The following is a 24,733-nucleotide window of genomic DNA, read 5'->3' as shown; positions in this document are numbered from 1 at the left end:
ATCTTCACGACGACAGCTGGGGCTGCGACGCCGACGCCATGCGGAAATCCGCCGGAAACGTCCAGGCGCTGGGCGCTTCGCGCTTGCCCAACTGGCTGAGCTGATAGCCCATGCCCCAGATGGCGTGCAGCGACAGGCCGTGCGGCTGATCGACATACAGCCCGAGCTTGCGGCGCAGCTTCGACACGTTGGCATCGAGCGTGCGGGAGCCGGCGGCGACACCGCTTTGCCAGCCGATCGTTTCCAGGTGCTGGCGACCCAGGGGCCGGTTCATCTGGCGGAAGAACTCGACGGCCAGGTCGAATTCGATGGGCGTCAGGCGGATTTCGGTACCTGCCACGTCCACCATGTCGAATGGCGACAACAGGGTGAATTCCTGCCATTCCAGGCTGCGCGGCACCACAGGCCGGTTGCGCTGGCGCAGGAAGAATTCGAGCATGCAGTACATCTCTTCGAAGGTGGAGGGCTCCGACAGCACCGCGTCGTCGGCCCCCGCATGCAACAGCGACAACCCGCGAATCTGGCGTTTGCGCGCGCTCATGATCAATGGCGTGCGGTAGCCCAGTGTTTCGCGGATCCGGGCCATGCGCTTTTGCGCATCTTCAGGTGCCGCTGGAATTGACAGCACCAATGCTTCGAAATTACCGACCAATTCGGCCTGCTCGGTCAATTCCTCGATAGTGGAGAATGCAAAAGGCGTATAACCCAGCATCTTGATGGCGCGGCTGGCGTGCCATCTCGTTCGGGGGGAAGCGTCCAACACGGCAATGTGCGGGGAGTTTTGCTCAAGCATTGAAATTACCTCGCACATCGCGGCGTTACAAACTTCTATTTTTGCCTCGATGGTCCAAAAAATTCTTTGCATCATTCAATCTCCTCGCAATAATTTGCTTTGAATTGTTGAAGCGAGACGCATTTTGTTACAAACACATCCGCATTCAGACCAATTTCCTGAGAGGCGAATTTATTCCCAAATAAAATTTACAGATATAAATAAGAAGAACAGAAATATGAGAATCGGGCACAACCGCAGGGCGGCGCCCGACAAGGCCGGCGAATCGCCAACCTGCCGGTCAATCAAGGAGCAGCGTGCCGCCTGCAACCTGCCCCCGTTGCAAGGCAAAGGCGCGCGGCGTGCAGCCGTATTTCTTGCGAAAGACGAGACCGAAATAGGCGGGGTCGGCAAAGCCACAGTCGTAGCCGATCTGGGCAACGAACTTGCGCGCGCCCTCCGGGCTGCGCAGCATCCGGGCTGCCGCGTCCAGCCGGTCGGCTTGCAGGGTCTGCAGGAAGGTCATGCCGCGGCCGGCGTTGGCGAACACCTTGTGGACGTATCGGACCGACACGTTGAAGCTGGCGGCCAGCTTCTGGGCATCCACCTCCGCGTCGGCATGGTGGTCGCGAATCCAGCGGCGCATGCGGGCGTGCAGTTCACCGTCGCGCGGCGACACGCGCTCGCCCAGCGCGCCCGGCCGCGCTGTCAGCCCGCACTGCTCCAGCGTGAACGACAGCATCGAGAGCAGGTGCTCGCCGAGCTGCTGCTGCTGGGCGGGGCTCCGGATACTGCACAGGTGGGCAACATCCAGCGCACGCAGGTACCCCGACAGCATGCCGGCCCAGCCCTTGCCGCCCGCCAGCCGCAGATCGATGGCCTGGTCCGCATGCGGCAGCCAGCGGCTCACCGCCTCCTCCGACAAACCGAGCGACCAGGAGTCGGTGGCCTGCGTCGACCTCAGGCGCATCCGCTGCCAGGAGTCGAGCAGCACCATGTCGCCGGACCCGAGCTCGACGCGCCGGTGCTGGTCGCTGATGGCGAAGCCGCCGTCAAGTTTGAGCAGCAGGTGAAAGGGATAGACCTCGGCCCCCATCAGCCGGCTCGGGCCCTCGCGCTCGACGCTCGCACCGGTGCCCTGCGCCCGCATGAAGGCCAGCCCGCCCGTCTCAACGATCGTGAGTTCCTGGTGGAAATCCGTGCGCTCCGTGCTGTCCAGCCGCCCCACATGAGGGCCGATCGCGTCGGCCCAGAAGGCAAACCCGTCCTTGCGCGGCACCATGCCGGTGTGAAAACGCTGGACGCGACTGTCGGTCTCGGACATGCGACACACCCCTCCTCCATGCGGCCGGCGCCATGCCAAACCGCAAGTCACCCAAGAGGACTCCCTGTGATTTCTCTCTGACAGATCCGCCCGGACCTCAGATAATTTTTACAAACCATAACAGAGATTACGGAGCCGGCGCTCGGGGGAGAACCAGTGCGTGCAGCGAGGGGAAGCGATGCGTTCCCCGGCCCGGTCTCACTGCGGGCAACTGCCTCTGAATGTGACTCGCGCCACATCCGCGCCGCGAAAGCGAATGCCAAGAAAGCGCGCGATTCGTAGCATTCCTGCGAATCGAACGTCAACCGGAACTTTCTCTACTGGGGATGAAATGGCTGCTCTGTTTTTCACGGAATTCGAACCTTTCGGTGTGCGATGGCGTGCGGTGCTGGCGTCATGCCTGCCGCCGCGGCGCCGCGACACCGCCGAGCAGGTGCGGCCTTCCCCTGTCCCGCCGACCAGCCGGATGTGCGCACTGGTCTTCATCGCCAACCTCGCGCAACTGGCCGAAACCGACGGTCCGGAGATGGCGGCGGGCGTGAGCCGTGAAATCCGGCGCCGGCTCTTCGCGGCCTTTCCACCATCGCCGTCGACCGACACCGACCTGACCTGCCTGCGCGACGACTGCTTCCTGCTTCGAACCCGCCACCCTGTCCGCACAGGTGCGCCGCAGCCCCAGAGCGACGCGCAACTCGACGAACTGCTGGCGCCGCTCAGGCGCGAGCCGATCCTCGTGAAGGGCATCGCGGCGCTGCCGCAGTTGCACGCCGACTGGATCGCGCTGCGCGCCAGCGGCCCGATGAGTCCGGCCGAGATCGAACTGGCGCTGTGGGCTGCGCAGCCGCATCCCCAGCCCTCGCCCCCTGCGCGGCACGGAACGCATGCGGCGCATGTCGTGGTCGACGACATCGGGCACGTGTACGACCTGGGCATCGCACGCCGCGGAGATGCCCTGTGGCTGCGCGAGCGCTGTCTGCGAGGCGCCGAGGAACGGGCCCGAATCGACACGCTGTTCGCACAGCTCCAGCCCGGCTGAGGTGACCTTGCCGCCTGCAGCCCGTCGCAGCCCGGTCCGGCGAAGGGGCACCCGATGGCGAGCCGCCCCGGGGGCGCCGAACCGTCCTGTTCCTGACCGCCGACCGTGGGTTCGCACATGAACACGAACCGCCGATGGTCTCGCAATCCCCTTGGCCATGTATCTCCATCCCCTGATCGCCAGCGTACCGCCCGCCGAACGTGCGGCCCTGATCCGCAACAGCGCGCTTCACTCGTACCGGCGCAACGAGATCGTGCTGCAGGCGGAGACGCATACCGACCGCATCTACTGCGTGGCCACGGGCCTGTTGCGCGCGGTCGACCGGGACGTCACGACCGACTTCATCCGCCGGGGCGATTTCTTCCTCGGCCCCTCGCTCGGCGAGAACAGCTACCGGGCCACCTCGACGCTGGTGGCCGCACTGCCCTCCTCGGTCTACCACCTGCCGGTGGCCGCGATTCGCCGGCTGTGCGCGCTGTACCCGCAGGTGACCATGGGCCTGCTGGAGATCGCGATGAAGCGCGTCGGCGTGGTGCGCGGGCAGCTGCGCCGCATTTCGTCGCTGTCGTCCGAGAACCTCGTGAGCCGCGTGCTGCACGAACTCACGCAACTGGCGCCGGCCGCCACCGGCGGCTACGACAAGCGCATCACCCAGGCCGTGATCGCGTCGTACTCGGGGCTCTCGCGCGAGGTCGTCAACAAGACCATGCGCGACATGGAAAGCCGCGGCCTGGTTCGCCGCGACGACCAGGGCGTGCACGTGCCGCCGACCTTCGCCTCGACGGATTTCGGCAGCCTGCTGCCGCAGGCGCACGAACTGTCCGACGAGCTCTGCGGCTGGGATGGAGAAAACCCCGACATGCCATGAAGCGCCGGCGCCCCACACACCCGTCCTAGAAGAAAAGCGCAGCACCCACGATGCCCAAAGGTATTCCGAACCCCGCCGACATGTACGGCATCTCCGCGCGCCCCTGGGGCTACGAGGTGTCGCTCGTGCGAAACGGCGTGCGCTACGCATGCCTCTTCGGCTACGCCAGCTACGGCGGCCCCCGGCAGGCCCTGCGACGAGCCCAGGCCTGGCGCGACATCATCGTGAAAGAGCACCCGCCCGTCACGCGCAAGGAACGCGCGCAGACCCTGCGCAGCAACAACCGGACGGGCGAACCCGGCGTCTCCAGCCGGCTCTCCGCACAAGGCAAGCCCGTGGCCTGGCTGGCCAAGACCTACCTCGGAAACGAGGAAACCTTGCGCACCGAATTCGACCTCGCCGACTGGGGCCATGCGGCCCGAACGCTGGCCATCGGCGAGCGGCAACGGCAACTCGCCCGCATGGTCGGCCTCGCGCGGCTGCATCCCGCCGAGGAAGCCATCCGCACGCGCCTGTCGCCCGACGACGAAGCGGCGCTGCCGCCCAAACGTTCGAAGTCGGAGATCGTGCGGCGCAACAACACGAGCGGCGTCAGCGGCGTGCAGTTCAAGACGCCGCGCGCGGGACATCCCGGGTACTGGGTGGCGATCACCTACACGGCGGGCCAAGGCAGCGTGAGCCGGTCCTTCTCGGTGCGCACGCTGGGCTACGACGTGGCGCGCGACATGGCCATCGCCGAACGCCAGCAGCAGCTGCAGGAGAAGACGACGGGCGACGGCGCCTCGAAGTAGCGCGAAGGCCGCGCCGCCCCGTCAGAACCGCACCGCGTACTGCACGCCGATGCTTTGCTGACGCGTGGCCAGGCTCTCCCTGCCCCAGGGGTTCGACACACCGTTCAGCTGTGCGCCCACCGCGCCGGCAAGCGCCGAAGGCCCACTCGTCCGGTGCGCTGGCGCCAGCGAATAGAAAACCGACCATTCGGTGCGATCCGACGTCGCATAGCCCAGCCCCAGCGTGAAGTGCCGACGGAACGTGGAAGGCGAATTGAGGTTGTCGCTCGTGGCCGCATCCGCATAAGCGGCCGTGTTCGCCGACACGCCCGCGGACAGGCGCAACGCCGGCGTCGCCTGGTAGCGCACACCGAGCTTGACGACGTTCATGTCCTTCCAGCCATTGCCGGGGCCGCCGACCGCGCCGCGCAGCACCGAACCGTCGAAAAGCCGGTTGCCCAGCGCGGACACGCCGGAATAGCCGATGCGCTGATAGTCCAGCAGCACAGACAGCGCCTCGGTCGGCGACCACTGCAGGCCGACAAGCAGATTCATCGGCACATCGAGCCGGCCGTGGTCTGCCAGCAAACCTTCATAGGCCTTGATGCGGCCCATGCGCGTGCGCGGCGACCACGCGGCACCCAGGCTCAGCGTGTCGGAGGCGCGCCAGTAGGCCCCGATGCGCACACCCACGCCGAACGACGACGCCACGCCCTGGTTGCTCAAGTGATGCGGCGCCGCCGACTGGGGCGCCAGCGGCTGCACGCCTTCGGCCTTGAACTGCTGCGCCGTGAGCAGCAGCGAGGCGCCGATGGACACACGCTCGCCCAGCTTCTTCGACACCCCGGGCGCCATCGTCAGTTGCTTGATCGTCGTGATGCTGCGCCCGGTGCCGCAGGCGGCATTCGCCATCTGCACCGCGCCGCTGGGCGACGGGCACGGCGTGCTGCCGGCGGGAAAGTAGGTGCCGGCGCCGTTGCTGTAGGCGACGAGGCTGGCCGACAGCCCCGGCGCGATCACGCGGCTGAGCGCCAACTCGGCCAATGGCTCCCAGCGGCCGATGCTGTCGGTCCGCGTATCGAGCAGGCCTGTCGCCGGCGGCGGCATGTTCGCCACGCGCGCCATCCGCGTATCGCCACGGGTCGCGATGAAGTTGCCCTCCATCCGGTCGCCGACCCAGGCCGTGGTGGCTGGATTGCTCGCGCCGCCGAAAGCATCCCGGGTCGAAGCGGCGGCCGCGCCGGCAAGACCACGCGCCTCGGCGCCGTAGCCGATCTGGAAGTAGCCGTTGTCGGCGGTGGCCAGCGCCGGGCACAGCGCAGCTGCGGACACCCAGGTCCGCCATGTCGTTGTCATCGTTGTCTCCGTCTTTTTTTCTTTGGGGGATGAAGGAAGCGACCGTCGAAGGCAGGCGATCAGGTCGCGACGACGGTGTTCTCCAGCACCCCGAGCCCCGCGATCTCGACCTCCACGCGGTCTCCATCTTCCAGGAAGCACCACTGTTCGATGCCCGCGCAGTCAGGCACGCAGCCCGTGGCCAGCAGTTCGCCCGGATGCAGCGTCTCGTTCTGCGAGGCAAAACTCACGATGCGGTCGACGCGGTGCGTCATGCCCGACGTGCTGCCCTGCCCGCGCACCTGCCCGTTCACCCGCACCGTCACATCGAGCGCATGCGGATCGGGGATTTCGTCGGCGGTGACGATCCAGGGCCCGAGGCTGTTGCTGCCGTCGAAGTCCTTGCCCTTCGCGGGCCCGGTGCCCACGCCGCTGCGCAGTTCCTTCATGAGCTGTGCGCGTTCCGAGAAATCGTTGAAGACGACGTAGCCGAAGACATGGCCCATCGCCGCAGATGCGGCGATGTTCTTGCCGCCGCGCCCGATCACCACCGCCAGCTCGGCCTCGTAGTCGAGCTTCGTGCCCGGCTCGGGCCGCCGTACCGACGCACCAGGACCGGACAGGTTGAGCCGCACGCCCTTGTAGTAGACGGGTGTCTCGTAGAAGGCCGGGGGAATCTGCATCGCGCCCGCCGCTGCACCCGCCACCGGTGCGACGTTGGCCGCAACCTGCCGGAAGGCATTCTTCAGGTGCTGCTCGTACACGCTGAAGCAGCGGATCTGCGGCGGTTGGTAGGGCAGCCCGATCCGCACGTCCTTCAGGTCATGCAGGCAACCCGGCGGCGTCTGCGCCGAAGCGAGCAGCCCCCGCAGCATCGGCAGCGTTTCGTCCTCGTGCTGGATCACGCCCAGCAGCGAGGCAAAGCGCGGGTCGCCGGGCCACGCGGCGCTCACATCGAGCAACCGCTGCCCAGGCAAGGCCAGGCCGACATGCTGCGGGAACGCATCGGTCGAGAAAGTGCACAAGCGCATGGTGTGGTTCTCCGGGCCTGCAACTCAGCCCGCGCGATGCGAGGCGAGCAGTTCCTCGGGGTCGAACTCCACGCCGATGGGGTTCGTCGCGAAATCGCCGGCACGAAACCAGGCGTCCAGCTCTGAGGCGCTCTCGAAGTTGTCGACCTGCAGCTCGACCTTCACGCCTTCGGGATCGAGGTAATACAGCGAGGTGGTCGGCCCGTGGTTGATGCTCCATACGGGCTGCATGCCGTGGCTCTTGAGCCGTGCGTAGGTGTGCAGCAAGTCGTCGAGCGTGCCGTAGGTGAAGGCGACGTGATCCACCCCCGCGGTTTCGGCTTTCCCGGGGCTGTGCGTGGGCGCATTGATCAGTGCCACGCGGTGGTGCTCTTCGTCGTAGCTCAGGAAGCACAGCATCTCGTTGCGGAACATCGTGCGCGCACCGAGCACCACGCTCCACCAACGGATCGACGCCTCGAACTGCCGTGTCGCCAGCACGACGTGCGCAAGCTTGCGCGGGGATCGGGCCTGCGGATCGGGCGAAGGGAGCGGGAACATGTCCATGGGGTTCGTCATTGCATTTCCTTGGGATCGAGGGGTGGGTTGAAAAGGGGTGACCTGCAGGAGGGCGCGCAGCACGGCCGAGACCTCGTTCAGGTCCGGCACCTTTGCGGTGCTGCGCCAGGCCACATGGCCGTCGGGCCGCACCAGGACCATGGCGTCGGCATGGCCGTCATTCCATGCGACCACTTGCGCCAGCGCCTTGTGCGAGGCGGCCAGGTCGAGGTTGACGCCCACCACGGCCGTGCCCAGCGACGCGGCCAGCGGTTCGCACACCGCGCCATGACGGCCCGTGCCCGCCAGGAGAAAGTGCCCCGGCCTCAGGAGCGCGTGCGAGCTGGTGCGGTACGCAACACCCGTGTCGGGCGCGAGGTGAAAGTGCGGCCAGCGGGCACCGGGCGTCAGGGACTGGCATACCTCCCGCACGGGGTCCGGCGCGACGGGCGCGGTCGTGCCGTCGTCGCACACGGCCGCTCCCCGGTAGGCGTGGCCCAGGTCGAGGCCCACGGTGCTGAAGTGCGCCATCTGATCTTCGGCGGCGCGTTGCACCCGCTGCCGGATGGCCGCGCAGCGCGTGGACGCCGCCTTCGCGATGCGACGCGTTCGCCATTCGACGGGCGCCACGAACACCCCGCCGATCGCCGCGCGCACGTGGTCCGGCAACGCCCGAGCCAGCGCACTCGAGCGGATGCGGCCCAGCATCGGCAAGCGGCGGTCGTCGATGCCCATGGCCGCGGTGACCTCGCGCATCTTGTGAAAGTTCTTCACGCTGGCCTCGCAGTTCGCCAGGGCGACCGGGCGACGCTCCGCGCCATAGGTGTCGATCAGGCCCTCGCCCGCGCGGCCCTGCATGACCAGCGCCAGCTTCCATGCCAGGTTGTGCGCGTCCGCAATGCCTGTGTTGAGCCCCAGCCCGCCCGTGGGCGGAAAGCGGTGTGCCGCGTCTCCGACCAGCAGGGTGCGCCCTTGCCGGTAGCGGTCGGCCACGTGGGCCTGCATCGTCCAGTGCGACAGCGAGCTGATGCGAAACGGCACATCCGCGCTGCCCAGCGCCGCCCGCAGCATGCGCTCGCAACGCGCGACCGGAAAATCGCCCGGTTGCTCGTGCGGAGGGAAGTACGGTGTCATGAACACCGCGTAGCGCGCGGCATCGTGAACGATGAAGGTGCCCGGCGCCTTCGCGGACAAGGTCCAGAACAGGATCGACGGACTGTCCTTCACCAGCGGACGCAGGTCGGCCTCGAAGTTCATCGTGATCATGTGGGCCAAGTTCGTGTCGCCGGCCATCGCGATGCCTGCCCCCCGCCGCACGGAACTGCTTGCACCGTCCGCCGCGAGGAGCCATTGGCTGCGCACGCGGTAGACCTCGCCGCTGGCGGAGTCCTCGACACGCGAGACCGCGCCATCGCCTTCTTCTTCCGCGTCCAGCCAGGTCTGGCCGAAGCGCGTCTCGCAACGCGTGCGCCCCGACAGCGCCTCGAACAACAGGCGTTCGAGATGGTGCTGCGGCACATTCGCGCTGCGCTTTGCGCTGACCGCATCCAGCTGCACGAAGCGCGCCTCGCCACCGATCTCGATGCGCGCGATGTCCTCCTCGGCAAGGTTGCGCCGCCACGTCACATAGCGCGCGTCGGCCGGCGGCGTGGTCACGCGCGCCAGCACGTCGTCCGCAATGCCCAGGCTGGCCAGGATTTCACGCGTCCTTGCGCTGATGACATGCGCCTGCGGCGCCTGGTGCAGACCGTCGCGCTGCTCGATGAGCAGCGACGCAATGCCCTGGTCGGCCAGCAAGGCGGCCATCGTGAGCCCGACCGGCCCGGCGCCAACGATCAAGACGGGAACATCCAACTCGTGCATCTGTGACTCTCTCGAACAAAGACAGCGCCAACGGCTGTCATGCATGAGAATTTATACAAATATAAGTCAATGCGATCCGAGTATTTATACCTATATAAGTCAAAAGCACCCGCAGATCCTTCGATGCGTGCGACTGTTGGACAATGCGGCCATCGTCAACCCGCCACGACCTGCCAGCGCATGCCATCCACGAAGACGCCCACGGGCAAGACCACGCCAAAGCGCATGCCAACCCTCTCCGCCACCGAGGCGCCGGTCTCGCAACCGATCGCCGATACCTCGGGGCGGCAGCGCCTGATGGACGCGGCCATCGTCGAGTTCTCCGAAAAGGGTTTCGAGGGCACCTCGGTGCTGGCCATCGCACGACGCGCGGACGTGAAGCAGCCGCTGCTCAACTATCACTTCGGCGGCAAGGAAGGGCTGTGGCGCGCCGTGGTCGAGAGCACGTACACGGAGGCGCTGGCCTCCATCGATGCCATGCAGGTCGACGAGGACACCGCCGACCCGCTCACGAAGTTGCGCAGCGCGTTGCGGGTGTTCGCCATCATCAACGTGCTGCACCCCGCAGCGCATTCGCTGGTGCTGCGCGAGGTGGCGCAGGCCGGCCCGCGGCTCGACTGGATCATCGAGCACTACATGCGGCCGTTCCACGAACTGCTCGACGCACTGCTCGCCGAATGCGAGGCGGAAGGATTGATCAAGCCTTACCCGCGCGCCTATGCGAGCGTCATGATGACGAGCCTGCTGACCTCGGTGCAGTCATCCATCCACCTGATCAAGCGGCTCTACAACGTCGACCCGATGACCGCCGAGCAGGCCGAGCGGCACACCGAGCAGACCATCGACCTGCTGCTGCACGGGATGCTGGTGCAACAGCCGCAGAAGAGGAGCCCCAGCTCCACCGGCTAACGCTGGTACTGGTGGCTCCTGCGCGCAATGACTGCTTCGCGCACCGCGCGCTTCGACGCCAGCTGCGGCTTGCCGCAACTGCTGCAGCGATAGAAGCGCAGGCCGGGCAGGAACTTCATCCACGACCGCCGGTGGATGCGCTCCAGGCTCGCCAATCCGCATCGGCAGCGAATGAACGGATTGACGAAGGCCGGGGCCGACGCGGCATCGCGGTGTCGGCGTGTCGTTGCGTACACAGGGGCATCGGTGTCCATGCGGGTCATCGTGCCGAGCCGCGCACCCAACGCGCGCCTGACTGTGATTCACCTCACTTGGTCTTCACAACAAATCTGCGCGCCGCTGCAAAGGCAAGCGGACCTCGAAGCCACGTCAGACGCCGCAACCAGCCCACGCCCGCACCGAAGCCGACAGCCATCAGGCCGGTCGCTGCAAGCATCGCCACGGCATGAACCATGACAGCTGCGAAGGCGACCATCAGCGAGTCGCCCATCGCCCCCTTCGATGCATCGCCCATGCACAGCGGGATCAGTGCCGGCACCAGCATCAGGCCGGCGCCGTGCGCGGTGGACATCATGAAGGACCACAGCGCCAGCCCGGCGTGCCCAGCCGGTGCACGCGCCATCGCGGGCAAGTGGCCTGACAGGTGAACAAGTACCACCACGACAAGCAACCCACCCGCCAGCCACTGCACCAGGCTGCGGTCCATCGAGAGGCCGAACGCCACCGCGACGATCACGAGGGCGATCGAGCCAACATGCCCCACCGCGATCGGCCACAAGGCCCGCAGCACCTGGGCCCGATCGTGCGAGCGCAGGCCCCAGGCGGCTGCGAACATCCAGCCGGTGGCAGGGTTCAGGCCGTGCAGGGCGCCCATCCCCGCCACCACCAGCCAGGGCCAGAGGCTTGCCATGATGCGGACCGTTCAACGAGCTGGGCCGTGCGCCTTGTCGTCACGACTGCGCGTGGCAGCAACCACCCACCGCAGTGGCAGGCGCGGGCTCGTAGCGGTCGTGGTGACGGACCCAGTCCATCGCGTAGTCCGGGTTGTGTTCGTCGCGGCCCTTGGGCACGAGGTCGAGCATGTTGTATGTGCCCATCATCACTTCCACGCCGCGACCGTAGGTCGAGTAGGTGTGGAACACGTCGCCGGCGTCGTCCTTGAAGAACACGCTGACGCCGGGCGCTTCTTCGCTCGGGAACGGCTGCTTCACGTAGTTGTAGGCGACGGCGCCGCTGGCCATTTCCTCCGGCGTGAAGCTCACGCCGAAGTCGTGGTTGAAGTCGTTGCCGTGCGACGAGACCCAGGGAAACTGCCAGCCCATGCGGCGGCGGAAGGCCTCGATGCGGGCGAGCGGCGCGCGCGACACGGCCACCAGCGTGACGTCACGATGCGCCAGGTGCACGCGCATGCTGTCGGAGTGGTCGGCCATGAAGGAACAGCTCTGGCAGCCCTGCTCCCAGTCGGGTCCGAACATGAAATGCTGCACCAGCAGTTGGCTGCGGCCCTCGAACAGGTCGGCGAGTGGACGGCGGCCCTCGGGCGTGTCGAAGATGTAGGCCTTCTCAAGTCGCGTCCACGGCAGTGCGCGGCGCTCTTGTGCGATGCGGTCGCGCAGCCGGGTCAGCTCCTTCTCGCGTGCCAGCAGCGACTGGCGTGCGGCGATCCAGCGGTCGGGGGTCACGACGGGGTGGTTCACGGTGGTGTTCATGATCTGTGCTCCTTGGGGTTCGTTCACACCGTCTCAGGCCGTGGCCGCCTTCGGGCGCCGCACCGCGCGAACCTTGCTCGCCCGCCCGTCACCGGCGTAGAAAAGCCCCGCGCCATCGGACTCCAGCCCGCTCACGCCCACGCCGCTGGGCATCTCCAGCCGGGCGATCACGTCGCCACTCGCGGGGTCGATGCGTCGGATGTCGCTCTGGTCGCCTTCCCAGGTGCCGTGCCAGAGTTCGCCGTCGACCCAGGTCACGCCGGTGACGAAGCGGTTCGACTCGATGGTGCGCCGGATCGCGCCGGTCGCCGGATCGATCTGGTGGATCTTGCGGTCGCGGTACTCGCCCACCCACAGGCTGCCTTCGGCCCAGGTGAGGCCCGAATCGGAGCCATTGCCAGGCGCAGGAATCGACGCCAGCACCTTGCCGGTGACGGCGTCGATCTTGTCGATGCGCGCTTCTGCGATCTGATAGAAGCAGGTGCCGTCGAAGGCAGTGCCGGCGTCGCATGCCACGTCGATCCGTCGCGTGGGTTTTCCGTCTGCGGGATCGAACGCGAGCAATTGCCCGCCAGTGGCGGCCCACACCTGGTGGCCGTCGTGCGTCACGCCGTGGATGCGCTCCACGCCTTCGAACGGGCCGTATTCGCGCACGATCTCGGCGGCCTGCGCCGCGCCTTCGAACCGGTCCTTGCCTGTCTTCCTGCTCTGACTGCTGCTCATGATGGGCTCCTGTAGGTGCGCCTCGGGGTAGCGCATGAGCCCGACTCTATTCAATAGGCAGCGCAGCGGGGAGTAACAAGATCGTCGTGAATCCCGCCAGCGGCGGGGCCAGCCAGCGGCGCGCCCTCGCCTGCCCGATGGCCCGCACGCGCTGTTCGGCCTCGAGGTCGGCCAGCGCGCGTTGCACGGTGCGCTGGCTCGCGCCCAGGGCCAGCGCCAGCGCCGAGGTCGACCAGGCCGCGCCGTCGGACAGCAGCGCCACCAGCGAAGCCTGGTCGCCGTCGATGGGCGGGGCCAGCACCACGACCGGGCGCGCATCGAGCGGCGTGAGGATGAAGCCCCGCGGCGTGGCCTCGATGCGCGCCATCGGCTTGACGAGCACGCGCAGCCGGCCGATCTCGACGCGCAGGCGTGCACGGTGCGTTTCGTCGGGGTCTCGCGTGCGGAACGCGTCGGCAATCAGCGCGTCGCGATCGACATCGCCGGGCCATGCCGCAGCCAGCGCGCGCGCCAGCGAAAACAGCACGGGCCGCCGCGCAAGCGAGCGCCAGGTGTCACCGCCTCCGATGCCGCGACGGCAGGCATCGACCACCAGCGCATCGGACGCGAGCAGCGCCTCGACCTCGTCCATGCGCAGGGCCTGCTCACCGCCTGCGGCGATGCGTCGTGCAGCGGGACGCTCCAGCGCGGCCCGTGCCTCGGCCACCTCGGCCAGCAATGCCGGCACGCGCGCACGCACGGCCGCTTCATGCGCACGAGCGAGTGCCGCCCGCGCCGTGCCGGTGCGCAGTGAACGCAACGCAAGTTCCGCCGACGCCAGCTCGGCCACCGCCGCCAGCGACGGCGGCAGGCTGTGCCCATCGAGCAGCGACAGTGCGGCTGCAGCCTCGTCGAGCCGGCCGATCAGCAACAGCCGGCGCGCCGCGATGAGCCGCGCCTGCAGTGCATTGGCCAGGTCGGCGCGTGCTTCGAGCGTGGCGGCTGCCGCGATCAACGCACGCGGCGAACCGCCCAGGTCGCGCATCGCCAGCGCCACCTCGGCCTCCGCGACGACGCAGCGCGCACGCGCCGCTTCTTCGTGCGCCCCGAAACCGCTCGCGGCCCGCCGCAGCAGCTCGCGTGCGCGCGGATGCTCTCCGAGCTGGGCCATGGCGATGCCGCGCAGCGCGAGGGCCGGCGGGTCGTCGCGCAAGGCCACGCGCTTGAGGGCACCCAGCGCGTCGCCGGCAGCGAGCGCACGCGCGGAAGCGGCGATGAGGGAATCCATGGGGCGACAGGCTACAACACCGCCGGTGCGCCCCGGCTCGCCTCATCGCGAGGCGGCGTCTTCAGTCCAGCGAGATGCCGCGTTCACGGATCAACGCGTGCCACTTCTTCGTCTCCGCGAAGGCATAGGTCTTCATCAGCGCGCTGTCGCTCGGCACCGGCTCCCAGCCGCCTTCCTGCAGCTTCTTGCGCACGCCTTCGTTGCCGACCGCTGCCTGCATCTCCTTGGAAAGACGGTCCTGGATGGCCTGCGGCGTGTTCGCGGGCACAACCAGCCCTTGCCATGCGTAGGCCTCCGAATCCTTGAAGCCTTGCTCGCCCACCGTGGGAACGGCGGGAAGAATCGGCAGGCGCTTGGCGCTGAACACCATCAGCGGAACGACCTTCCCCGCCTGGATGGCGCTGAGCCCCGACGAGGTGTCGACGACCATCAGCGGCACCTGTCCGCCCATCACGTCCTGCAGCGCGGGCGCGGCGCCGCGGTACGGCACGTGCATCGTCGACAGGCCACTGCGGCTCAGGAACAGTTCCATCGCGAGGTGGTGTGGGCTGCCGTTGCCCGGCGAGGCGTACGACAAGGTGCCCGGCTTGCTCTTCAGCGTCTCCATCAGGGCACCGATCGTCTTGATGTTGGTCGAGGGTGCCGCCACCAGCACGAGCGGCGTGCGCGCCATCAGGCCGAGCATCGCGAAGTCGCGATCGACGGCGTAGGGCAGCTTCTTGTAGAGCGCAGGGTTGTACACGAGCACGCCGTTGTCGGCGGTGAAGACGGTGTAGCCGTCGCCCGGGGACCGGGCCGTGACCTCGGCGCCGATGATGGCGCCGGCGCCGGCCCGGTTGTCGACGATGACCGGCTGGCCGGCCTGGATCGACATCTGGGCGCCGATGGTGCGGGCCAGGAAGTCGCTTCCGCCGCCGGCGGGGTAGCCGACGATCCACTTGATCGGCTTGGACGGGAAGGCTGGTGCCTGCGCCTGGGCGTGGCCTCCTGCGAAAGCAAGCACGGCGGCAGCCAGCGAAAGGAAGCCGCGACGTGCAAGACGATGAAAAACGGGCATGAACGATGTCTCCTGGGCAGTGGTTGTTGTGACAGCGCTGCGATTGGATGCGAGCTTCATTCATGGTTCAATCAGATATTTCTTTTCCATTTATTGGATAAACCGATGAATGTCACGCTGCGTCAATTGCGCGCCTTCATTGCGGTCGCCCGCGCCGGCAGCGTGACCGAGGCGGCGTTGCGGCTGCACATCACGCAGTCGGCACTGAGCGGCCTCATCAAGGACCTGGAGTCCAACCTGGGCGTGCAGATGCTTCACCGCACGACGCGCAAGCTGCAGCTGTCCGGCGCGGGCGAGGTGTTCCTGCCGATGGCCGAGCGCATCCTCCAGGACCTGGGCATGGCGCTCGACGCGGTGTCCGACCTGCGGGAGCTGCGCACCGGCACCGTGCGCATCGCGGTGCCGCAGGTGATGGCGTGCACGGTCATGCCGGAAATCATGGCCGCCTTTGCCCGGAAGTACCCCGGCATCCGCGTGCGCCTGCAGGACTCGATGGTGGAAAGCGTGCTGGGCCGCCTCACCAGCGGCGACGTGGACCTGGCCATCGGCCCCGAACGCGACGCATCGGCCCATGTGGTGGCGCGCGCGCTGTTCACCCTGCCCTTCCTGGCGGTGCTGCCTCCGGGGCATCCGCTGACCCAGAAGCAACGGGTCGCGTGGAGCGACCTGGTCCGCTACCCCGTGATCTCGCTGCAGGGCGAGTACACGCAGTTGCTCAGCGCCGAGCTGTACGCGTCGCCTGGCCGGATCGAGTTCAGCCCGACGCATGAAGTCGCCTTCCTCACGACCGCCCTGAGCATGGTCGAGCACGGCCTGGGCGTGACCACCTGCCTGCCGTACGCGGGCGTGCTGCTGCAGCGCCAGAAACTCGAATTTCGCCCGCTCGTCACGCCCGTGCTCAGCCGCAGGTTCCAGGTGTGGCTCAACAAGGACCGCGGGCTCTCGCCTTCGGCGCAGGAGTTCCTGGACTTCCTGATGCAGTATGTCGAGGACAACCCGGCGCCCGAAGTTCGCGCGTTCCGAAAGGCTGGGTGATCACCGCGCGCAGCGCGCGCCTCAGCCGTTGCCAGGGCCTGCCACGGGTGCCTGCACCCTCGCCTCCAGCCTTGTGCCTCCTGCGCCGGCATCGATCTGCAGCGTGCCGCCGATGCGCGTCATGCGCGCCTGCATGCTGCGCAGGCCCAGTCCACCGATCGACGAGGCAACAGCCACCGCATCGAAGCCCACGCCGTCGTCTTCGACGCTCAGCAGCACGCCAGCCTCGCCATCGGCCAGCAGTTGCACGCGCAGGGTCTGCGCGCGGCTGTGCTTCACGACGTTGGCCAATGCCTCTTCGAGCAGGCGCGTGAGGCCCAGCACCTGGCGCGCGGATAGCCCACAAGGCCAGGCCACGGGCGTCTGCCAATGGCTGCGCATGCCCATCTCCTCGAACAGCCGGCCGAAGCGATGGCGCATCGGCGCCAGCCATTGCGTGGGCGTGGCGGCCACCGGGGCCGCGCCGCCGCTGTGGGTGTCGATGATTTGGCGCAGGTCGTCGCGCAGCGACTTGAACATCGACAGGTACTGCGGCCGCTGCAGCGCTTCGCCCGACTGTTCCACCAGCGCGATCGAACGCACCAGCGAACTGCCCAGGCCGTCGTGCAGGTCGTGCGCCACGCTCAGGCGCTCGTTCAGCCGCACGTTGTCGAGCTCCAAGCGGTGTTCGCGACTGAGCGTGTCGGCCAGTTCGGTGCGCGCACCACGCACCTCGCGCTCCAGGTCGTCGTTGAAACTTTCGACACGACGCAGGCTGCGCGTGAAGCCGCCCGCCAGGATCAACGACATGCCGATCATGATCAGCGGCGCCGTGACCACCGTGTAGCCGAAGCGGTCGTCGATGACGCGCAGGATCATCAACGCGTCGTGCACGGCCGCCACCAGGAAGCCGAAGGCGCACAGGGCCAACAGCAGGTGCTCGGCCTTCTTCGTGTCGAGCGCCCGCAGGATGAACTGCACGCAGACGGCCATGAAGAGCAGCGAGTACGTGATGAACACTGCCAGCGTCGCCAGAGACAGCGCAGGCTGCGGCAACAGCGCGATCGCCGCCACGGCCAGCACCGCCACCGCCCAGAGCACGCGGGCCAGCCGGGGAAAGCGCTGATCGCCGAAATGCCACATGAACATGCAGAAGCAACTTACGTACAGGACCATCCAGGCCGTGATCCAGCGCGACCAGGCCTCGGTCGAAGCGAACGGCCACGGCACGGTGGTGATCACCGTGTTGCTCGCGAACACCAGCCAGGCAATGGCGCTGAGCGCGTACCAGCCGTAGGCCGTCTCCTGCCGGCGCATGAGCCACAGCACCACGAAGAAGCAACCCAGCGTGATCGAGATGACGATGTTCACCGCGGGCAGCACACGCCCGAACAGGCGGCGCTCGTCGTAGTACGCCACCGCCTCGTCCGCCGGAGCGAGCATCACGCGTCCCAGCCCCGAGCCGTGCATGCTGCCGCCCACCACCTGCACCCACAGCGTGTTGGTGCTGGCGTTCAAGGCAGCACCCGGCAGGAAGAACACGCGCGGCGTGTTCCAGCTGCGGCTCAACGGCTCCACGAGGCTGGCGTCGCGCCACAGCAGGTTGTCGTTCAGCGAGATCGCACCGGCCATGCTCAGGTAGTCGAAGGCCACGCCCAATTGCGGCTCGTCGTCGCGGCCCGCGCACGGGCGCTGCCAATCGATGCGGTACCACACGGTGCCTTCGAAGCCGGGCCAGTGCTCGTTCCAATGGTGAGGCAGCGTCACCGGCTGCCAGCCGTCGATGGGAGGCGGCGCTTCAGGCCCGCTGCCGGCTGCGGCGCGCACAGCCCGCACGCTGTCGATGCGCGGCGCGCATCCTTCGGCCGCCCAGGCCGCGTGCGCGAACAACCACCACAGGCTCAGGCCAGCAAGCCACGCGAACGCGCTTCGAAAACGGCGCGCGTGCGCGAGGAAACGGTGAGCTTGCGGTAGATGTTCTTGATGTGGCATTCGACGGTGTGCCGCGACAGGAAGATCTGCTCGGCAATCTCGCGGTTGGTCAGACCTTCGGCAACCAGTTGAAGAATCTGCAGTTCGCGCGCGGTCAGCACATCTTCGCCGACGCGCCCCGGCGTGGCCGGCGGCGCCTGCGTCAGGTCGAGGATGCGGCGCGCAATGAACGGATCGATCGGCGCCCCGCCGCGCAGCACGCTGCGGATCGACAACAGCAGCTCCAGGTCGTCACGCTCCTTGAGCACATAGCCGGTGGCGCCGGCGCGCAGCGCGTTCAGGATGAGGTCGTCGGTGCTCCAGGCGGAAATCACGAGGATGCCGGGGCCCTCGTCCGCGTTCACCGATGCGTTCACCGATGCGTTCAGCGATGCATTCGTCGATGCGCTCATCTGCGCGATCAGCTCCACGCCGTTGCCGTCGGGCAGGCCCAGGTCGACCAGCACCAGCGCGAACGATTTCATCGCGAGCTGGATGCGTGCCTCGGTCAGCGTGCCCGCCAGCACCAGCGCTTCGTTGCCATAGCCCAACTGGCCCAGGATGCCGACGATGCGCCGCTGCATCAAGGCGTCGTCCTCGACGATCAGCACGGGCATCGGCAGGTCGGGGCTGGGCAACGGCGCCATCGCCGGACCTTCGGGCATGGAAGACAGGACGGACATCGACATCGGTTCGAACAAGGGGCGCGGCATGCCCGAATCATCGCTCAGGCCCCGCGAGCGGCAGCGCAGTGTCCCCCAGCGAACGGCCGTCGGCCATCACCATATCTGGGGGTTCTGGCGGCGCGGCCCGGGATCGGTCGGCCTTCGCCTACAGACAGGTGCAGTCCGAGCGGACATGGTGAGGCCATGACGCATCCGATCGAACTCATCATCGACGAGCCGGCTCCCGGATCCTTTGTCTGGCGGCTGCTCGAAACCGACACGGACGGGGCTCACCCCACCGTCCTTCGCAGCGCCTTCGACCCGGTCGAGAGCTACGAACTTGCACTGGCTTCGGGCCAGCGCGCCCTGCGCAGCGAGATACGCGCGCACGCTACAACGGAAGACCACTGAGCGTCAGCATGCGCTGACGGCGGCTGCGCGAGGCGTCCTACCGCTTCGGTGCGCTCGCCTCCTAGGATGGTTCCGGGCGCCGGATCTCTTGCGCTTCCTGCCATGAGGCAAACGCCGGCGTCGTCAAGGAGATGACCATGCAAAGAAAGCTCATGTGGATGTGCGCCGCTGCCGTGTCCTGTCTCACGGCAGTGACGGCGCAAGCGCAAATGAACACGCCACCCACGGCCACCGTCGATCCGATGGTCGCCGAATACAAGGCAGCCCGCGACAAGATCTCGGCCGACTACAAGACCGACCGGTCGGCATGCGATGCCATGAAGGACAACGCCAAGGACGTCTGCGTGGAAGAAGCCAAGGGCAAGGAAAAACTCGCCAAGGCCGAACTCGACCAGAAGATGAAGCCCAGCGACGGCAACGCGCGCAAGGTGGCCGAAGCCAAGGTGGACGTTGCCTACAGCATCGCCAAGGAGAAATGCGACGACCAGAAGGGCGAAGCCAAGGCGACGTGCGTGAAGCAGGCCAAGGCCGAAGAAAGCAAGGGCATGGCTGAAGTCAAGGCAATGAAGAAGTAGCCGACCTGTTCACCGCCCTTCCCGTTGGCTCTTCGCGGGAGGCGGTCGCATACTCGACCGATGCCCTCCTCTTCCTCACGTCCGCGGGTCTATCTCGCCGGCCCCGACGTGTTCCGGCCCGACGCCGCGCAGTACTTTGCCGCGCTGGCGCTGGCCTGCGACGCGCTCGGCATGACGGCGGTGCCGCCGTTCGACGGCAAGGATGCCGGCACCGACCCCGCACGCCGGATCTACGAGGAGAACATGAAGCTGCTGCGGTCGGCGGATGGCGTCATCGCCAACCTCGCGCCGTTTCGCGGGCTGGAGCCGGACTCGGGCACGGTGTTCGAGGTCGGCGCCGCCATTGCCCTGGGCCTTCCAGTGGCCGCCTACGGCGTTCCGCCAGGCACCTACGCGCAGCGCGCCGGTACGGCCGGCCTCGTGGGTCGCGATCCGGACGGCACCCTGCGAGACCCGGACGGCACGCTGATCGAAGATTTCGGGCTGCCTTTGAACCTCATGCTGGCCTGCTCGGTGCACTTTTCAGACCTCGCGACCGACGCGTTGCGGGTGCTGGCCGGAATCCTGGGATCGGCTCCCGAGAAACGCCGATAGCCAAAATTCGTGAAATAAATCACAAATAAAAGGCGCAACTTCACCGATTTCGGGGATGGAGTCGGCCAATGTAATCCTTTAAGCCTCTTTCGCGTTGGACATTCCAACGCCCCAGAAAGGAGGTCCGAATGCCCCCCACAGATCAACAAGCAGTTTTCGAAGCGGCGGGCCGCCTGGGTTCCATGGAGGTCTTGACCACCCAGACCAGTGTCGTCGTCTCGATGTTGCGCGCCATGTACGCCGCGCACCCTGAGCCAGCCAAGGTCCGCTACCACTTCGACCGGCTGATGAGCCAACTGCTGACCAGTCCCTACCTCAGCCACGACCCGGATCACGCGCTGATCCTTCAGGACACGGCCGCGACCCTGGTCCGGCCGCCGCTCGAACCCGACACGGTGCGTTGAGCATCGGATGCACACCAGGAGACAACGAAAAATGAGCTTCGAACAGATCAGGCTTCGCTTCGGTCGATCCTTCCGCCGAGGGGATCGTGTCCTCTGCGAGGGCCGGCTCGGCACCATCACCGGAACGACCTTTCCGCATGTGCGGGTGAGGTTCGACGGGCGACAGATTTCGGTGCCTTGCGATCCATGCGAACTGGCATTGGGCGGGGTCGTGAATGCGGCGCCCATCACGCTTGAACCGCAGAGGGCCTGAAGGTCATCACGCCTTCTCGACGAAGCTGTCACACGTCGCACCCGGACGCAAAAAAGCCCCGACGGGCGGGGCTTTTAAGGGCTGTTTGATCACCGTGAAGTGATCAGGAAGCCAATCCTGGCGGAACCGGAGGGATTCGAACCCTCGATGAGGCTCTACACCCCATACTCCCTTAGCAGGGGAGCACCTTCGGCCACTCGGTCACAGTTCCTGAAAGAAGCGTCGATTATGCCATTACTTAGGCGCTCGGTTGGTCGAGATCGAACGCTTTATGCAGCGCGCGCACAGCCAATTCCATATATTTTTCGTCAATCACGACCGAGGTCTTGATTTCGCTGGTCGAGATCATCTGGATGTTGATGCCCTCTTCGCTCAACACACGGAACATCTTGCTCGCCACACCCACGTGGCTGCGCATGCCGATGCCGACGATGCTGACCTTGCAGATCTTGGTGTCGCCCACGATTTCGGTCGCCCCCAGCGAAGGCATCACCTTCGACTCCAGCAGTTCGACCGTGCGCGCGAACTCGTTGCGATGCACGGTGAAGCTGAAGTCGGTCTTGCCGTCCTTGCTGAGGTTCTGGATGATCACATCGACCTCGATGTTGGCGTCCGCCACGGCACCGAGGATGTGATACGCGATGCCGGGCTTGTCGGGCACACCGAGCACCGAGATCTTGGCTTCGTCGCGGTTGAATGCGATGCCGGATACGACGGCTTGTTCCATGTTTTCGTCTTCCTCGAAAGTGATCAGCGTGCCGGACTTGGCCTCTTCATTGATGTCGATGTCCCATGCGGTGAAGCTCGAAAGCACACGCAACGGCACCTTGTACTTGCCGGCGAATTCCACCGAGCGGATCTGCAGGATCTTGGAGCCCAGGCTGGCCATCTCGAGCATCTCTTCGAAGCTCACGGTGCTCAGGCGGCGCGCATCGGGCTCGACGCGCGGGTCGGTGGTGTAGACGCCGTCGACGTCGGTGTAGATCAGGCACTCGCTGGCCTTCATGGCCGCCGCAATGGCCACGGCCGAGGTGTCGCTGCCACCGCGCCCCAGCGTGGTGATGTTGCCCTCGTCGTCCACGCCCTGGAAGCCGGTGATGACCACGACACGGCCAGCCTCGAGGTCGGCGCGCACCTTGGCGTCGTCGATGCTCTCGATGCGGGCCTTGGTGTACGAGTTGTCGGTATGCACCGACACCTGCCAGCCCGCGTAGCTCACGGACTCCATGCCTTCGGCCTGCAGCGCCATCGCCAGCAGCGCCGACGATGCCTGCTCGCCGGTGGCGGCGAGCATGTCGAGTTCGCGCTGATAGGCCACGCCGGGTTTGCTCGGAGTGAGCTCCTTGGCAAGACCGAGCAGGCGGTTGGTCTCGCCGCTCATGGCGCTGGGCACCACGACCATCTGGTGGCCCGCACGCGCCCATTTCGCGACGCGCTTGGCGACATTGCGGATGCGCTCGGTCGAGCCCATCGACGTGCCGCCGTATTTGTGAACGATCAATGCCATGGATGCAATCAGAGAAAGATAAAGGGCCGCTTGAAAGGCGGCGCCCTGCAAGCCGTCAGAGCAAAGTCTTCAGCGAGGGCGGGGCATTGTACCAATGCAGCCGCTCTCCCCTGCGCTCGGCGAAGCCCGCGCCCACCTTGAGGCGGATGCGGTGGCCGCGCGTGGTGCAGGCGCGGACCTGGTCCAGCAGCTGATCGAGCTGCGCCGCGCTCGGCGCGCAGCCGTGCGCCTGCATCAGCCACTGGCGCAGGACATTGGCCTGGCGAGCGCGGGACAGCGCCTGCAATGGCCGGATCTGCGGCGGCTCCCCCACCACGGCGAGGTCCTGCGCCGCCAACTCACCCAGCAACTGCTGGGCCTGCGCTGCATGGCCGATGCTGCGGGCGAAAGTGGCGCGGAACTGTGGGAAAGCGTCTGCCAGCGCCGGCAGCAGCACGGCGCGAATGCGATTGCGGGTGTAGCGCGCGTCGGCGTTGCTCGGGTCCTCGATCCATGGCAGTTGCTGTTGCGCGAGCCAGTCGCGGATATCGGCTGCGGGCACAGCGAGCAACGGTCGATGGACGTTCAAGCCGTTGCGCACGGCATGCGCAGGCATCGCGGCCAAACCCGGCATGCCGGCGCCGCGGGACAACGCCAGCAGCAGCGTTTCAATCTGGTCGTCGGCGTGGTGCCCGAGCGCGATGGACGACACCGCGGGCCGCGCGCCATCAGCCTGTGCCATGGCCGCATACGCGTCATAGCGCGCGCGCCGCGCGGCATCCTCAGGGCTGTCACCAGGCGCATGTCGGGCATCGACCCGATGCGTCACCAGCGGCACGCCGAGCCGTTCGCAGACTTGCGCGCATTGCCGCTCGAAGTCGTCAGCCGCCGCCTGCAGGCCGTGGTGCACGTGGAAAGCGATCACCTGCCCCGGCCAACGCGCCGCGCAGGCCGCGAGCAAGGCCGTCGAATCGGCGCCGCCACTGAAGCCCACGGCCAGCGGCAGGCAAGCCGGCTCGAACGCGGCCATGGCGCGTTCGAAGGCTTCGCTCATGATCGAAAAGGGACGGGCCGCTCAGCGGCCGTTGTCGGCCTTGGTGTCGTTGAACCGGCCGTAGCTCTGCACGCGCTCATAGCGGCGCTCCAGCAGTTCCTTCGGCTTCAGGTCGCTGACCTGGCGGAAGGCGTCGTTGAGCGCGCGCTTGAGGAAGGCAGCCATCTGGCGATGGTCGCGGTGCGCGCCGCCGACGGGTTCGTTGACGATCTTGTCGACCAGGCCCAGCGCCTTCAGGCGGTGCGCCGTGATGCCCAGCGCATCGGCGGCTTCCTGCGCCTTGTCGCTGGTCTTCCAGAGAATCGACGCACAACCTTCAGGGCTGATCACCGAGTAGATCGAGTACTGCAGCATCACGAGCTGGTCGCCAACCGAAATGGCCAGCGCGCCACCCGAACCGCCTTCACCGATGATCGTGACGATGATCGGCACTTCGAGCTGCGCCATCTCGAAGATGTTGCGGCCGATGGCTTCCGACTGGCCGCGCTCTTCGGCGTCGATGCCGGGATAGGCACCCGGCGTATCCACGAAGGTGAACACCGGCAGTTTGAACTTCTCGGCCGTCTTCATGAGGCGCAAGGCCTTGCGGTAACCCTCGGGCTTGCTCATGCCGAAGTTGCGCGCGGTGCGCTCCTTCGTGTCGCGGCCCTTCTGGTGGCCGATGACCATGCAGGGCACGCCGTTGAAGCGCGCAAGGCCGCCGACGATCGACAGGTCGTCGGAGAAATGACGGTCCCCATGCAACTCGACGAAGTCGGTGAAGATTTCGTTGACGTAGTCAAGCGTGTAGGGGCGCTCCGGATGCCGCGCGATCTTGGTGATCTGCCAGGGCGTCAGGTCGCTGTAGATGTCTTTGGTGAGCTGCTGGCTTTTCTTGCCCAGCTGATCGATTTCTTCCGAGATGTCGACCGCCGATTCGGTCTGTACATAGCGCAGTTCTTCGATCTTGGTTTCGAGTTCAGCAATGGGCTGCTCGAAGTCGAGGAAGGTTCGTTTTGCCAACGTCTTCTCCTGTTGATTTCAATTGACCGGCCATCAGTCCGTCGCATCCATTCAAGGAACACCACGGAACCGGCTTTGCCGGGCCGCTGGTGTTGCCCCCTCG

26 protein-coding genes and 1 tRNA gene are annotated in these 24,733 nt (G+C 66.8%); 10 read left to right on the top strand and 17 right to left on the bottom strand.

Features of this window, described 5'->3' with window-relative positions; genetic code table 11:
* Positions 1 to 4: 4 nt before the first annotated feature.
* The gene (locus D3H34_RS00385) at positions 5 to 868 is read right to left on the bottom strand and encodes a winged helix-turn-helix transcriptional regulator (protein WP_119551116.1); all 864 of its coding nucleotides are present in this window, start codon (positions 866 to 868) and stop codon (positions 5 to 7) included.
* Between the two features lie 205 nt (positions 869 to 1,073).
* Entirely contained in the window at positions 1,074 to 2,096 is a 1,023-nt protein-coding gene (locus D3H34_RS00380) for an AraC family transcriptional regulator (protein WP_119551114.1), read from the bottom strand.
* A gap of 331 nt (positions 2,097 to 2,427) precedes the next feature.
* Here D3H34_RS00380 and D3H34_RS00375 point away from each other — a divergent pair, with 331 nt between their 5' ends.
* The 3 genes from D3H34_RS00375 (at position 2,428) to D3H34_RS00365 (ending at position 4,791) form a co-directional block, all read left to right on the top strand.
* The gene (locus D3H34_RS00375) at positions 2,428 to 3,132 is read left to right on the top strand and encodes a hypothetical protein (protein WP_286185294.1); all 705 of its coding nucleotides are present in this window, start codon (positions 2,428 to 2,430) and stop codon (positions 3,130 to 3,132) included.
* 157 nt (positions 3,133 to 3,289) lie between these two features.
* Entirely contained in the window at positions 3,290 to 4,000 is a 711-nt protein-coding gene (locus D3H34_RS00370) for a Crp/Fnr family transcriptional regulator (RefSeq protein ID WP_119551909.1), read from the top strand.
* Between the two features lie 50 nt (positions 4,001 to 4,050).
* Positions 4,051 to 4,791 (top strand): AP2 domain-containing protein, encoded by a 741-nt coding sequence (locus tag D3H34_RS00365; protein ID WP_286185293.1) that lies wholly within the window; start codon positions 4,051 to 4,053, stop codon positions 4,789 to 4,791.
* Between the two features lie 21 nt (positions 4,792 to 4,812).
* Here the strand turns inward: D3H34_RS00365 and D3H34_RS00360 are convergent, their stop codons facing one another.
* From D3H34_RS00360 to D3H34_RS00350, 3 genes are read right to left on the bottom strand one after another with little or no spacing between them, the layout of a single operon-like run.
* Positions 4,813 to 6,126: an OmpP1/FadL family transporter gene (locus tag D3H34_RS00360; protein ID WP_119551112.1), complete on the bottom strand. Its 1,314-nt coding sequence runs from the start codon at positions 6,124 to 6,126 to the stop codon at positions 4,813 to 4,815.
* 59 nt (positions 6,127 to 6,185) lie between these two features.
* Positions 6,186 to 7,136, bottom strand: coding sequence for a fumarylacetoacetate hydrolase family protein (locus D3H34_RS00355; RefSeq protein ID WP_119551110.1), 951 nt, complete (start codon positions 7,134 to 7,136; stop codon positions 6,186 to 6,188).
* A 24-nt stretch (positions 7,137 to 7,160) separates the two neighbouring features.
* Positions 7,161 to 9,536 (bottom strand): FAD-dependent monooxygenase, encoded by a 2,376-nt coding sequence (locus D3H34_RS00350; RefSeq protein ID WP_167481093.1) that lies wholly within the window; start codon positions 9,534 to 9,536, stop codon positions 7,161 to 7,163.
* A gap of 180 nt (positions 9,537 to 9,716) precedes the next feature.
* Here D3H34_RS00350 and D3H34_RS00345 point away from each other — a divergent pair, with 180 nt between their 5' ends.
* Positions 9,717 to 10,445, top strand: a complete 729-nt coding sequence (locus tag D3H34_RS00345) for a TetR/AcrR family transcriptional regulator (protein WP_167481092.1) — start codon at positions 9,717 to 9,719, stop codon at positions 10,443 to 10,445.
* Here the strand turns inward: D3H34_RS00345 and D3H34_RS33820 are convergent.
* From D3H34_RS33820 to D3H34_RS00320, 6 genes are all read right to left on the bottom strand, one after another.
* Positions 10,442 to 10,699, bottom strand: coding sequence for a hypothetical protein (locus D3H34_RS33820; RefSeq protein WP_147400354.1), 258 nt, complete (start codon positions 10,697 to 10,699; stop codon positions 10,442 to 10,444). The two genes, D3H34_RS00345 and D3H34_RS33820, sit on opposite strands and share 4 nt — an antisense overlap.
* Before the next feature lie 53 nt (positions 10,700 to 10,752).
* The gene (locus D3H34_RS00340) at positions 10,753 to 11,355 is read right to left on the bottom strand and encodes a hypothetical protein (RefSeq protein WP_286185290.1); all 603 of its coding nucleotides are present in this window, start codon (positions 11,353 to 11,355) and stop codon (positions 10,753 to 10,755) included.
* A gap of 40 nt (positions 11,356 to 11,395) precedes the next feature.
* The gene (locus D3H34_RS00335) at positions 11,396 to 12,154 is read right to left on the bottom strand and encodes a DUF899 domain-containing protein (protein ID WP_119551104.1); all 759 of its coding nucleotides are present in this window, start codon (positions 12,152 to 12,154) and stop codon (positions 11,396 to 11,398) included.
* A 33-nt stretch (positions 12,155 to 12,187) separates the two neighbouring features.
* Positions 12,188 to 12,877, bottom strand: a complete 690-nt coding sequence (locus D3H34_RS00330) for a Vgb family protein (RefSeq protein WP_119551907.1) — start codon at positions 12,875 to 12,877, stop codon at positions 12,188 to 12,190.
* Positions 12,878 to 12,923: 46 nt separating this feature from the next.
* The gene (locus tag D3H34_RS00325) at positions 12,924 to 14,144 is read right to left on the bottom strand and encodes a helix-turn-helix domain-containing protein (RefSeq protein WP_119551102.1); all 1,221 of its coding nucleotides are present in this window, start codon (positions 14,142 to 14,144) and stop codon (positions 12,924 to 12,926) included.
* 61 nt (positions 14,145 to 14,205) lie between these two features.
* Complete coding sequence (locus tag D3H34_RS00320) at positions 14,206 to 15,201, bottom strand: Bug family tripartite tricarboxylate transporter substrate binding protein (protein ID WP_119551100.1); 996 nt, start codon at positions 15,199 to 15,201, stop codon at positions 14,206 to 14,208.
* A gap of 105 nt (positions 15,202 to 15,306) precedes the next feature.
* Here D3H34_RS00320 and D3H34_RS00315 point away from each other — a divergent pair, with 105 nt between their 5' ends.
* Positions 15,307 to 16,236 carry a LysR family transcriptional regulator gene (locus tag D3H34_RS00315; RefSeq protein WP_119551098.1) on the top strand — a complete coding sequence of 310 codons (930 nt, stop codon included), beginning with the start codon at positions 15,307 to 15,309 and terminating at the stop codon, positions 16,234 to 16,236.
* A gap of 21 nt (positions 16,237 to 16,257) precedes the next feature.
* Here the strand turns inward: D3H34_RS00315 and D3H34_RS00310 are convergent, their stop codons facing one another.
* Positions 16,258 to 18,105 carry a sensor histidine kinase gene (locus tag D3H34_RS00310; protein WP_167481091.1) on the bottom strand — a complete coding sequence of 616 codons (1,848 nt, stop codon included), beginning with the start codon at positions 18,103 to 18,105 and terminating at the stop codon, positions 16,258 to 16,260.
* 11 nt (positions 18,106 to 18,116) lie between these two features.
* Positions 18,117 to 18,869 carry a LuxR C-terminal-related transcriptional regulator gene (locus D3H34_RS00305; protein WP_434057667.1) on the bottom strand — a complete coding sequence of 251 codons (753 nt, stop codon included), beginning with the start codon at positions 18,867 to 18,869 and terminating at the stop codon, positions 18,117 to 18,119.
* Positions 18,870 to 19,055: 186 nt separating this feature from the next.
* Here D3H34_RS00305 and D3H34_RS00300 point away from each other — a divergent pair, with 186 nt between their 5' ends.
* From D3H34_RS00300 to D3H34_RS34135, 5 genes are all read left to right on the top strand, one after another.
* Entirely contained in the window at positions 19,056 to 19,262 is a 207-nt protein-coding gene (locus tag D3H34_RS00300) for a hypothetical protein (RefSeq protein WP_119551095.1), read from the top strand.
* Between the two features lie 137 nt (positions 19,263 to 19,399).
* The gene (locus tag D3H34_RS00295; protein ID WP_119551905.1) at positions 19,400 to 19,837 is read left to right on the top strand and encodes a hypothetical protein; all 438 of its coding nucleotides are present in this window, start codon (positions 19,400 to 19,402) and stop codon (positions 19,835 to 19,837) included.
* Positions 19,838 to 19,897: 60 nt separating this feature from the next.
* The gene (locus D3H34_RS00290; protein WP_119551093.1) at positions 19,898 to 20,431 is read left to right on the top strand and encodes a nucleoside 2-deoxyribosyltransferase; all 534 of its coding nucleotides are present in this window, start codon (positions 19,898 to 19,900) and stop codon (positions 20,429 to 20,431) included.
* A 191-nt stretch (positions 20,432 to 20,622) separates the two neighbouring features.
* Positions 20,623 to 20,835, top strand: coding sequence for a hypothetical protein (locus D3H34_RS00285; protein ID WP_286185283.1), 213 nt, complete (start codon positions 20,623 to 20,625; stop codon positions 20,833 to 20,835).
* A 31-nt stretch (positions 20,836 to 20,866) separates the two neighbouring features.
* Positions 20,867 to 21,088 carry a hypothetical protein gene (locus D3H34_RS34135; RefSeq protein ID WP_167481090.1) on the top strand — a complete coding sequence of 74 codons (222 nt, stop codon included), beginning with the start codon at positions 20,867 to 20,869 and terminating at the stop codon, positions 21,086 to 21,088.
* Positions 21,089 to 21,206: 118 nt separating this feature from the next.
* On the opposite strand, the gene D3H34_RS00280 is transcribed toward D3H34_RS34135, so the two are convergent.
* The 4 genes from D3H34_RS00280 to D3H34_RS00265 all read right to left on the bottom strand — a co-directional run bounded on the left by D3H34_RS00280 (position 21,207) and on the right by D3H34_RS00265 (position 24,630).
* Positions 21,207 to 21,299, bottom strand: a tRNA-Ser gene (locus D3H34_RS00280).
* A gap of 27 nt (positions 21,300 to 21,326) precedes the next feature.
* The gene (locus D3H34_RS00275) at positions 21,327 to 22,595 is read right to left on the bottom strand and encodes an aspartate kinase (protein WP_119551089.1); all 1,269 of its coding nucleotides are present in this window, start codon (positions 22,593 to 22,595) and stop codon (positions 21,327 to 21,329) included.
* A 55-nt stretch (positions 22,596 to 22,650) separates the two neighbouring features.
* Complete coding sequence (gene tilS / locus D3H34_RS00270; RefSeq protein WP_119551087.1) at positions 22,651 to 23,628, bottom strand: tRNA lysidine(34) synthetase TilS; 978 nt, start codon at positions 23,626 to 23,628, stop codon at positions 22,651 to 22,653.
* Positions 23,629 to 23,649: 21 nt separating this feature from the next.
* Positions 23,650 to 24,630: an acetyl-CoA carboxylase carboxyltransferase subunit alpha gene (locus D3H34_RS00265; protein ID WP_119551085.1), complete on the bottom strand. Its 981-nt coding sequence runs from the start codon at positions 24,628 to 24,630 to the stop codon at positions 23,650 to 23,652.
* Between the last annotated feature and the right edge of the window lie 103 nt (positions 24,631 to 24,733).

This window comes from Acidovorax cavernicola, from assembly GCF_003581445.1.
The sequence above is the reverse complement of the archived record's forward strand: the minus strand, read 5'-3'. Positions and strand labels throughout refer to the sequence as shown.

Excerpts from the sequence above, each read along its gene's own strand:
- D3H34_RS00385 (WP_119551116.1), bottom strand. The coding sequence starts at position 868 with ATGATGCAAAGAATTTTTTGGACCATCGAGGCAAAAATAGAAGTTTGT.
- D3H34_RS00380 (WP_119551114.1), bottom strand. The coding sequence starts at position 2,096 with ATGTCCGAGACCGACAGTCGCGTCCAGCGTTTTCACACCGGCATGGTG.
- D3H34_RS00375 (WP_286185294.1), top strand. The coding sequence starts at position 2,428 with ATGGCTGCTCTGTTTTTCACGGAATTCGAACCTTTCGGTGTGCGATGG.
- D3H34_RS00370 (WP_119551909.1), top strand. The coding sequence starts at position 3,290 with ATGTATCTCCATCCCCTGATCGCCAGCGTACCGCCCGCCGAACGTGCG.
- D3H34_RS00365 (WP_286185293.1), top strand. The coding sequence starts at position 4,051 with ATGCCCAAAGGTATTCCGAACCCCGCCGACATGTACGGCATCTCCGCG.
- D3H34_RS00360 (WP_119551112.1), bottom strand. The coding sequence starts at position 6,126 with ATGACAACGACATGGCGGACCTGGGTGTCCGCAGCTGCGCTGTGCCCG.
- D3H34_RS00355 (WP_119551110.1), bottom strand. The coding sequence starts at position 7,136 with ATGCGCTTGTGCACTTTCTCGACCGATGCGTTCCCGCAGCATGTCGGC.
- D3H34_RS00350 (WP_167481093.1), bottom strand. The coding sequence starts at position 9,536 with ATGCACGAGTTGGATGTTCCCGTCTTGATCGTTGGCGCCGGGCCGGTC.
- D3H34_RS00345 (WP_167481092.1), top strand. The coding sequence starts at position 9,717 with ATGCCATCCACGAAGACGCCCACGGGCAAGACCACGCCAAAGCGCATG.
- D3H34_RS33820 (WP_147400354.1), bottom strand. The coding sequence starts at position 10,699 with ATGGACACCGATGCCCCTGTGTACGCAACGACACGCCGACACCGCGAT.
- D3H34_RS00340 (WP_286185290.1), bottom strand. The coding sequence starts at position 11,355 with ATGGCAAGCCTCTGGCCCTGGCTGGTGGTGGCGGGGATGGGCGCCCTG.
- D3H34_RS00335 (WP_119551104.1), bottom strand. The coding sequence starts at position 12,154 with ATGAACACCACCGTGAACCACCCCGTCGTGACCCCCGACCGCTGGATC.
- D3H34_RS00330 (WP_119551907.1), bottom strand. The coding sequence starts at position 12,877 with ATGAGCAGCAGTCAGAGCAGGAAGACAGGCAAGGACCGGTTCGAAGGC.
- D3H34_RS00325 (WP_119551102.1), bottom strand. The coding sequence starts at position 14,144 with ATGGATTCCCTCATCGCCGCTTCCGCGCGTGCGCTCGCTGCCGGCGAC.
- D3H34_RS00320 (WP_119551100.1), bottom strand. The coding sequence starts at position 15,201 with ATGCCCGTTTTTCATCGTCTTGCACGTCGCGGCTTCCTTTCGCTGGCT.
- D3H34_RS00315 (WP_119551098.1), top strand. The coding sequence starts at position 15,307 with ATGAATGTCACGCTGCGTCAATTGCGCGCCTTCATTGCGGTCGCCCGC.
- D3H34_RS00305 (WP_434057667.1), bottom strand. The coding sequence starts at position 18,869 with ATGTCCGTCCTGTCTTCCATGCCCGAAGGTCCGGCGATGGCGCCGTTG.
- D3H34_RS00300 (WP_119551095.1), top strand. The coding sequence starts at position 19,056 with ATGACGCATCCGATCGAACTCATCATCGACGAGCCGGCTCCCGGATCC.
- D3H34_RS00295 (WP_119551905.1), top strand. The coding sequence starts at position 19,400 with ATGCAAAGAAAGCTCATGTGGATGTGCGCCGCTGCCGTGTCCTGTCTC.
- D3H34_RS00290 (WP_119551093.1), top strand. The coding sequence starts at position 19,898 with ATGCCCTCCTCTTCCTCACGTCCGCGGGTCTATCTCGCCGGCCCCGAC.
- D3H34_RS34135 (WP_167481090.1), top strand. The coding sequence starts at position 20,867 with ATGAGCTTCGAACAGATCAGGCTTCGCTTCGGTCGATCCTTCCGCCGA.
- D3H34_RS00275 (WP_119551089.1), bottom strand. The coding sequence starts at position 22,595 with ATGGCATTGATCGTTCACAAATACGGCGGCACGTCGATGGGCTCGACC.
- tilS (WP_119551087.1), bottom strand. The coding sequence starts at position 23,628 with ATGAGCGAAGCCTTCGAACGCGCCATGGCCGCGTTCGAGCCGGCTTGC.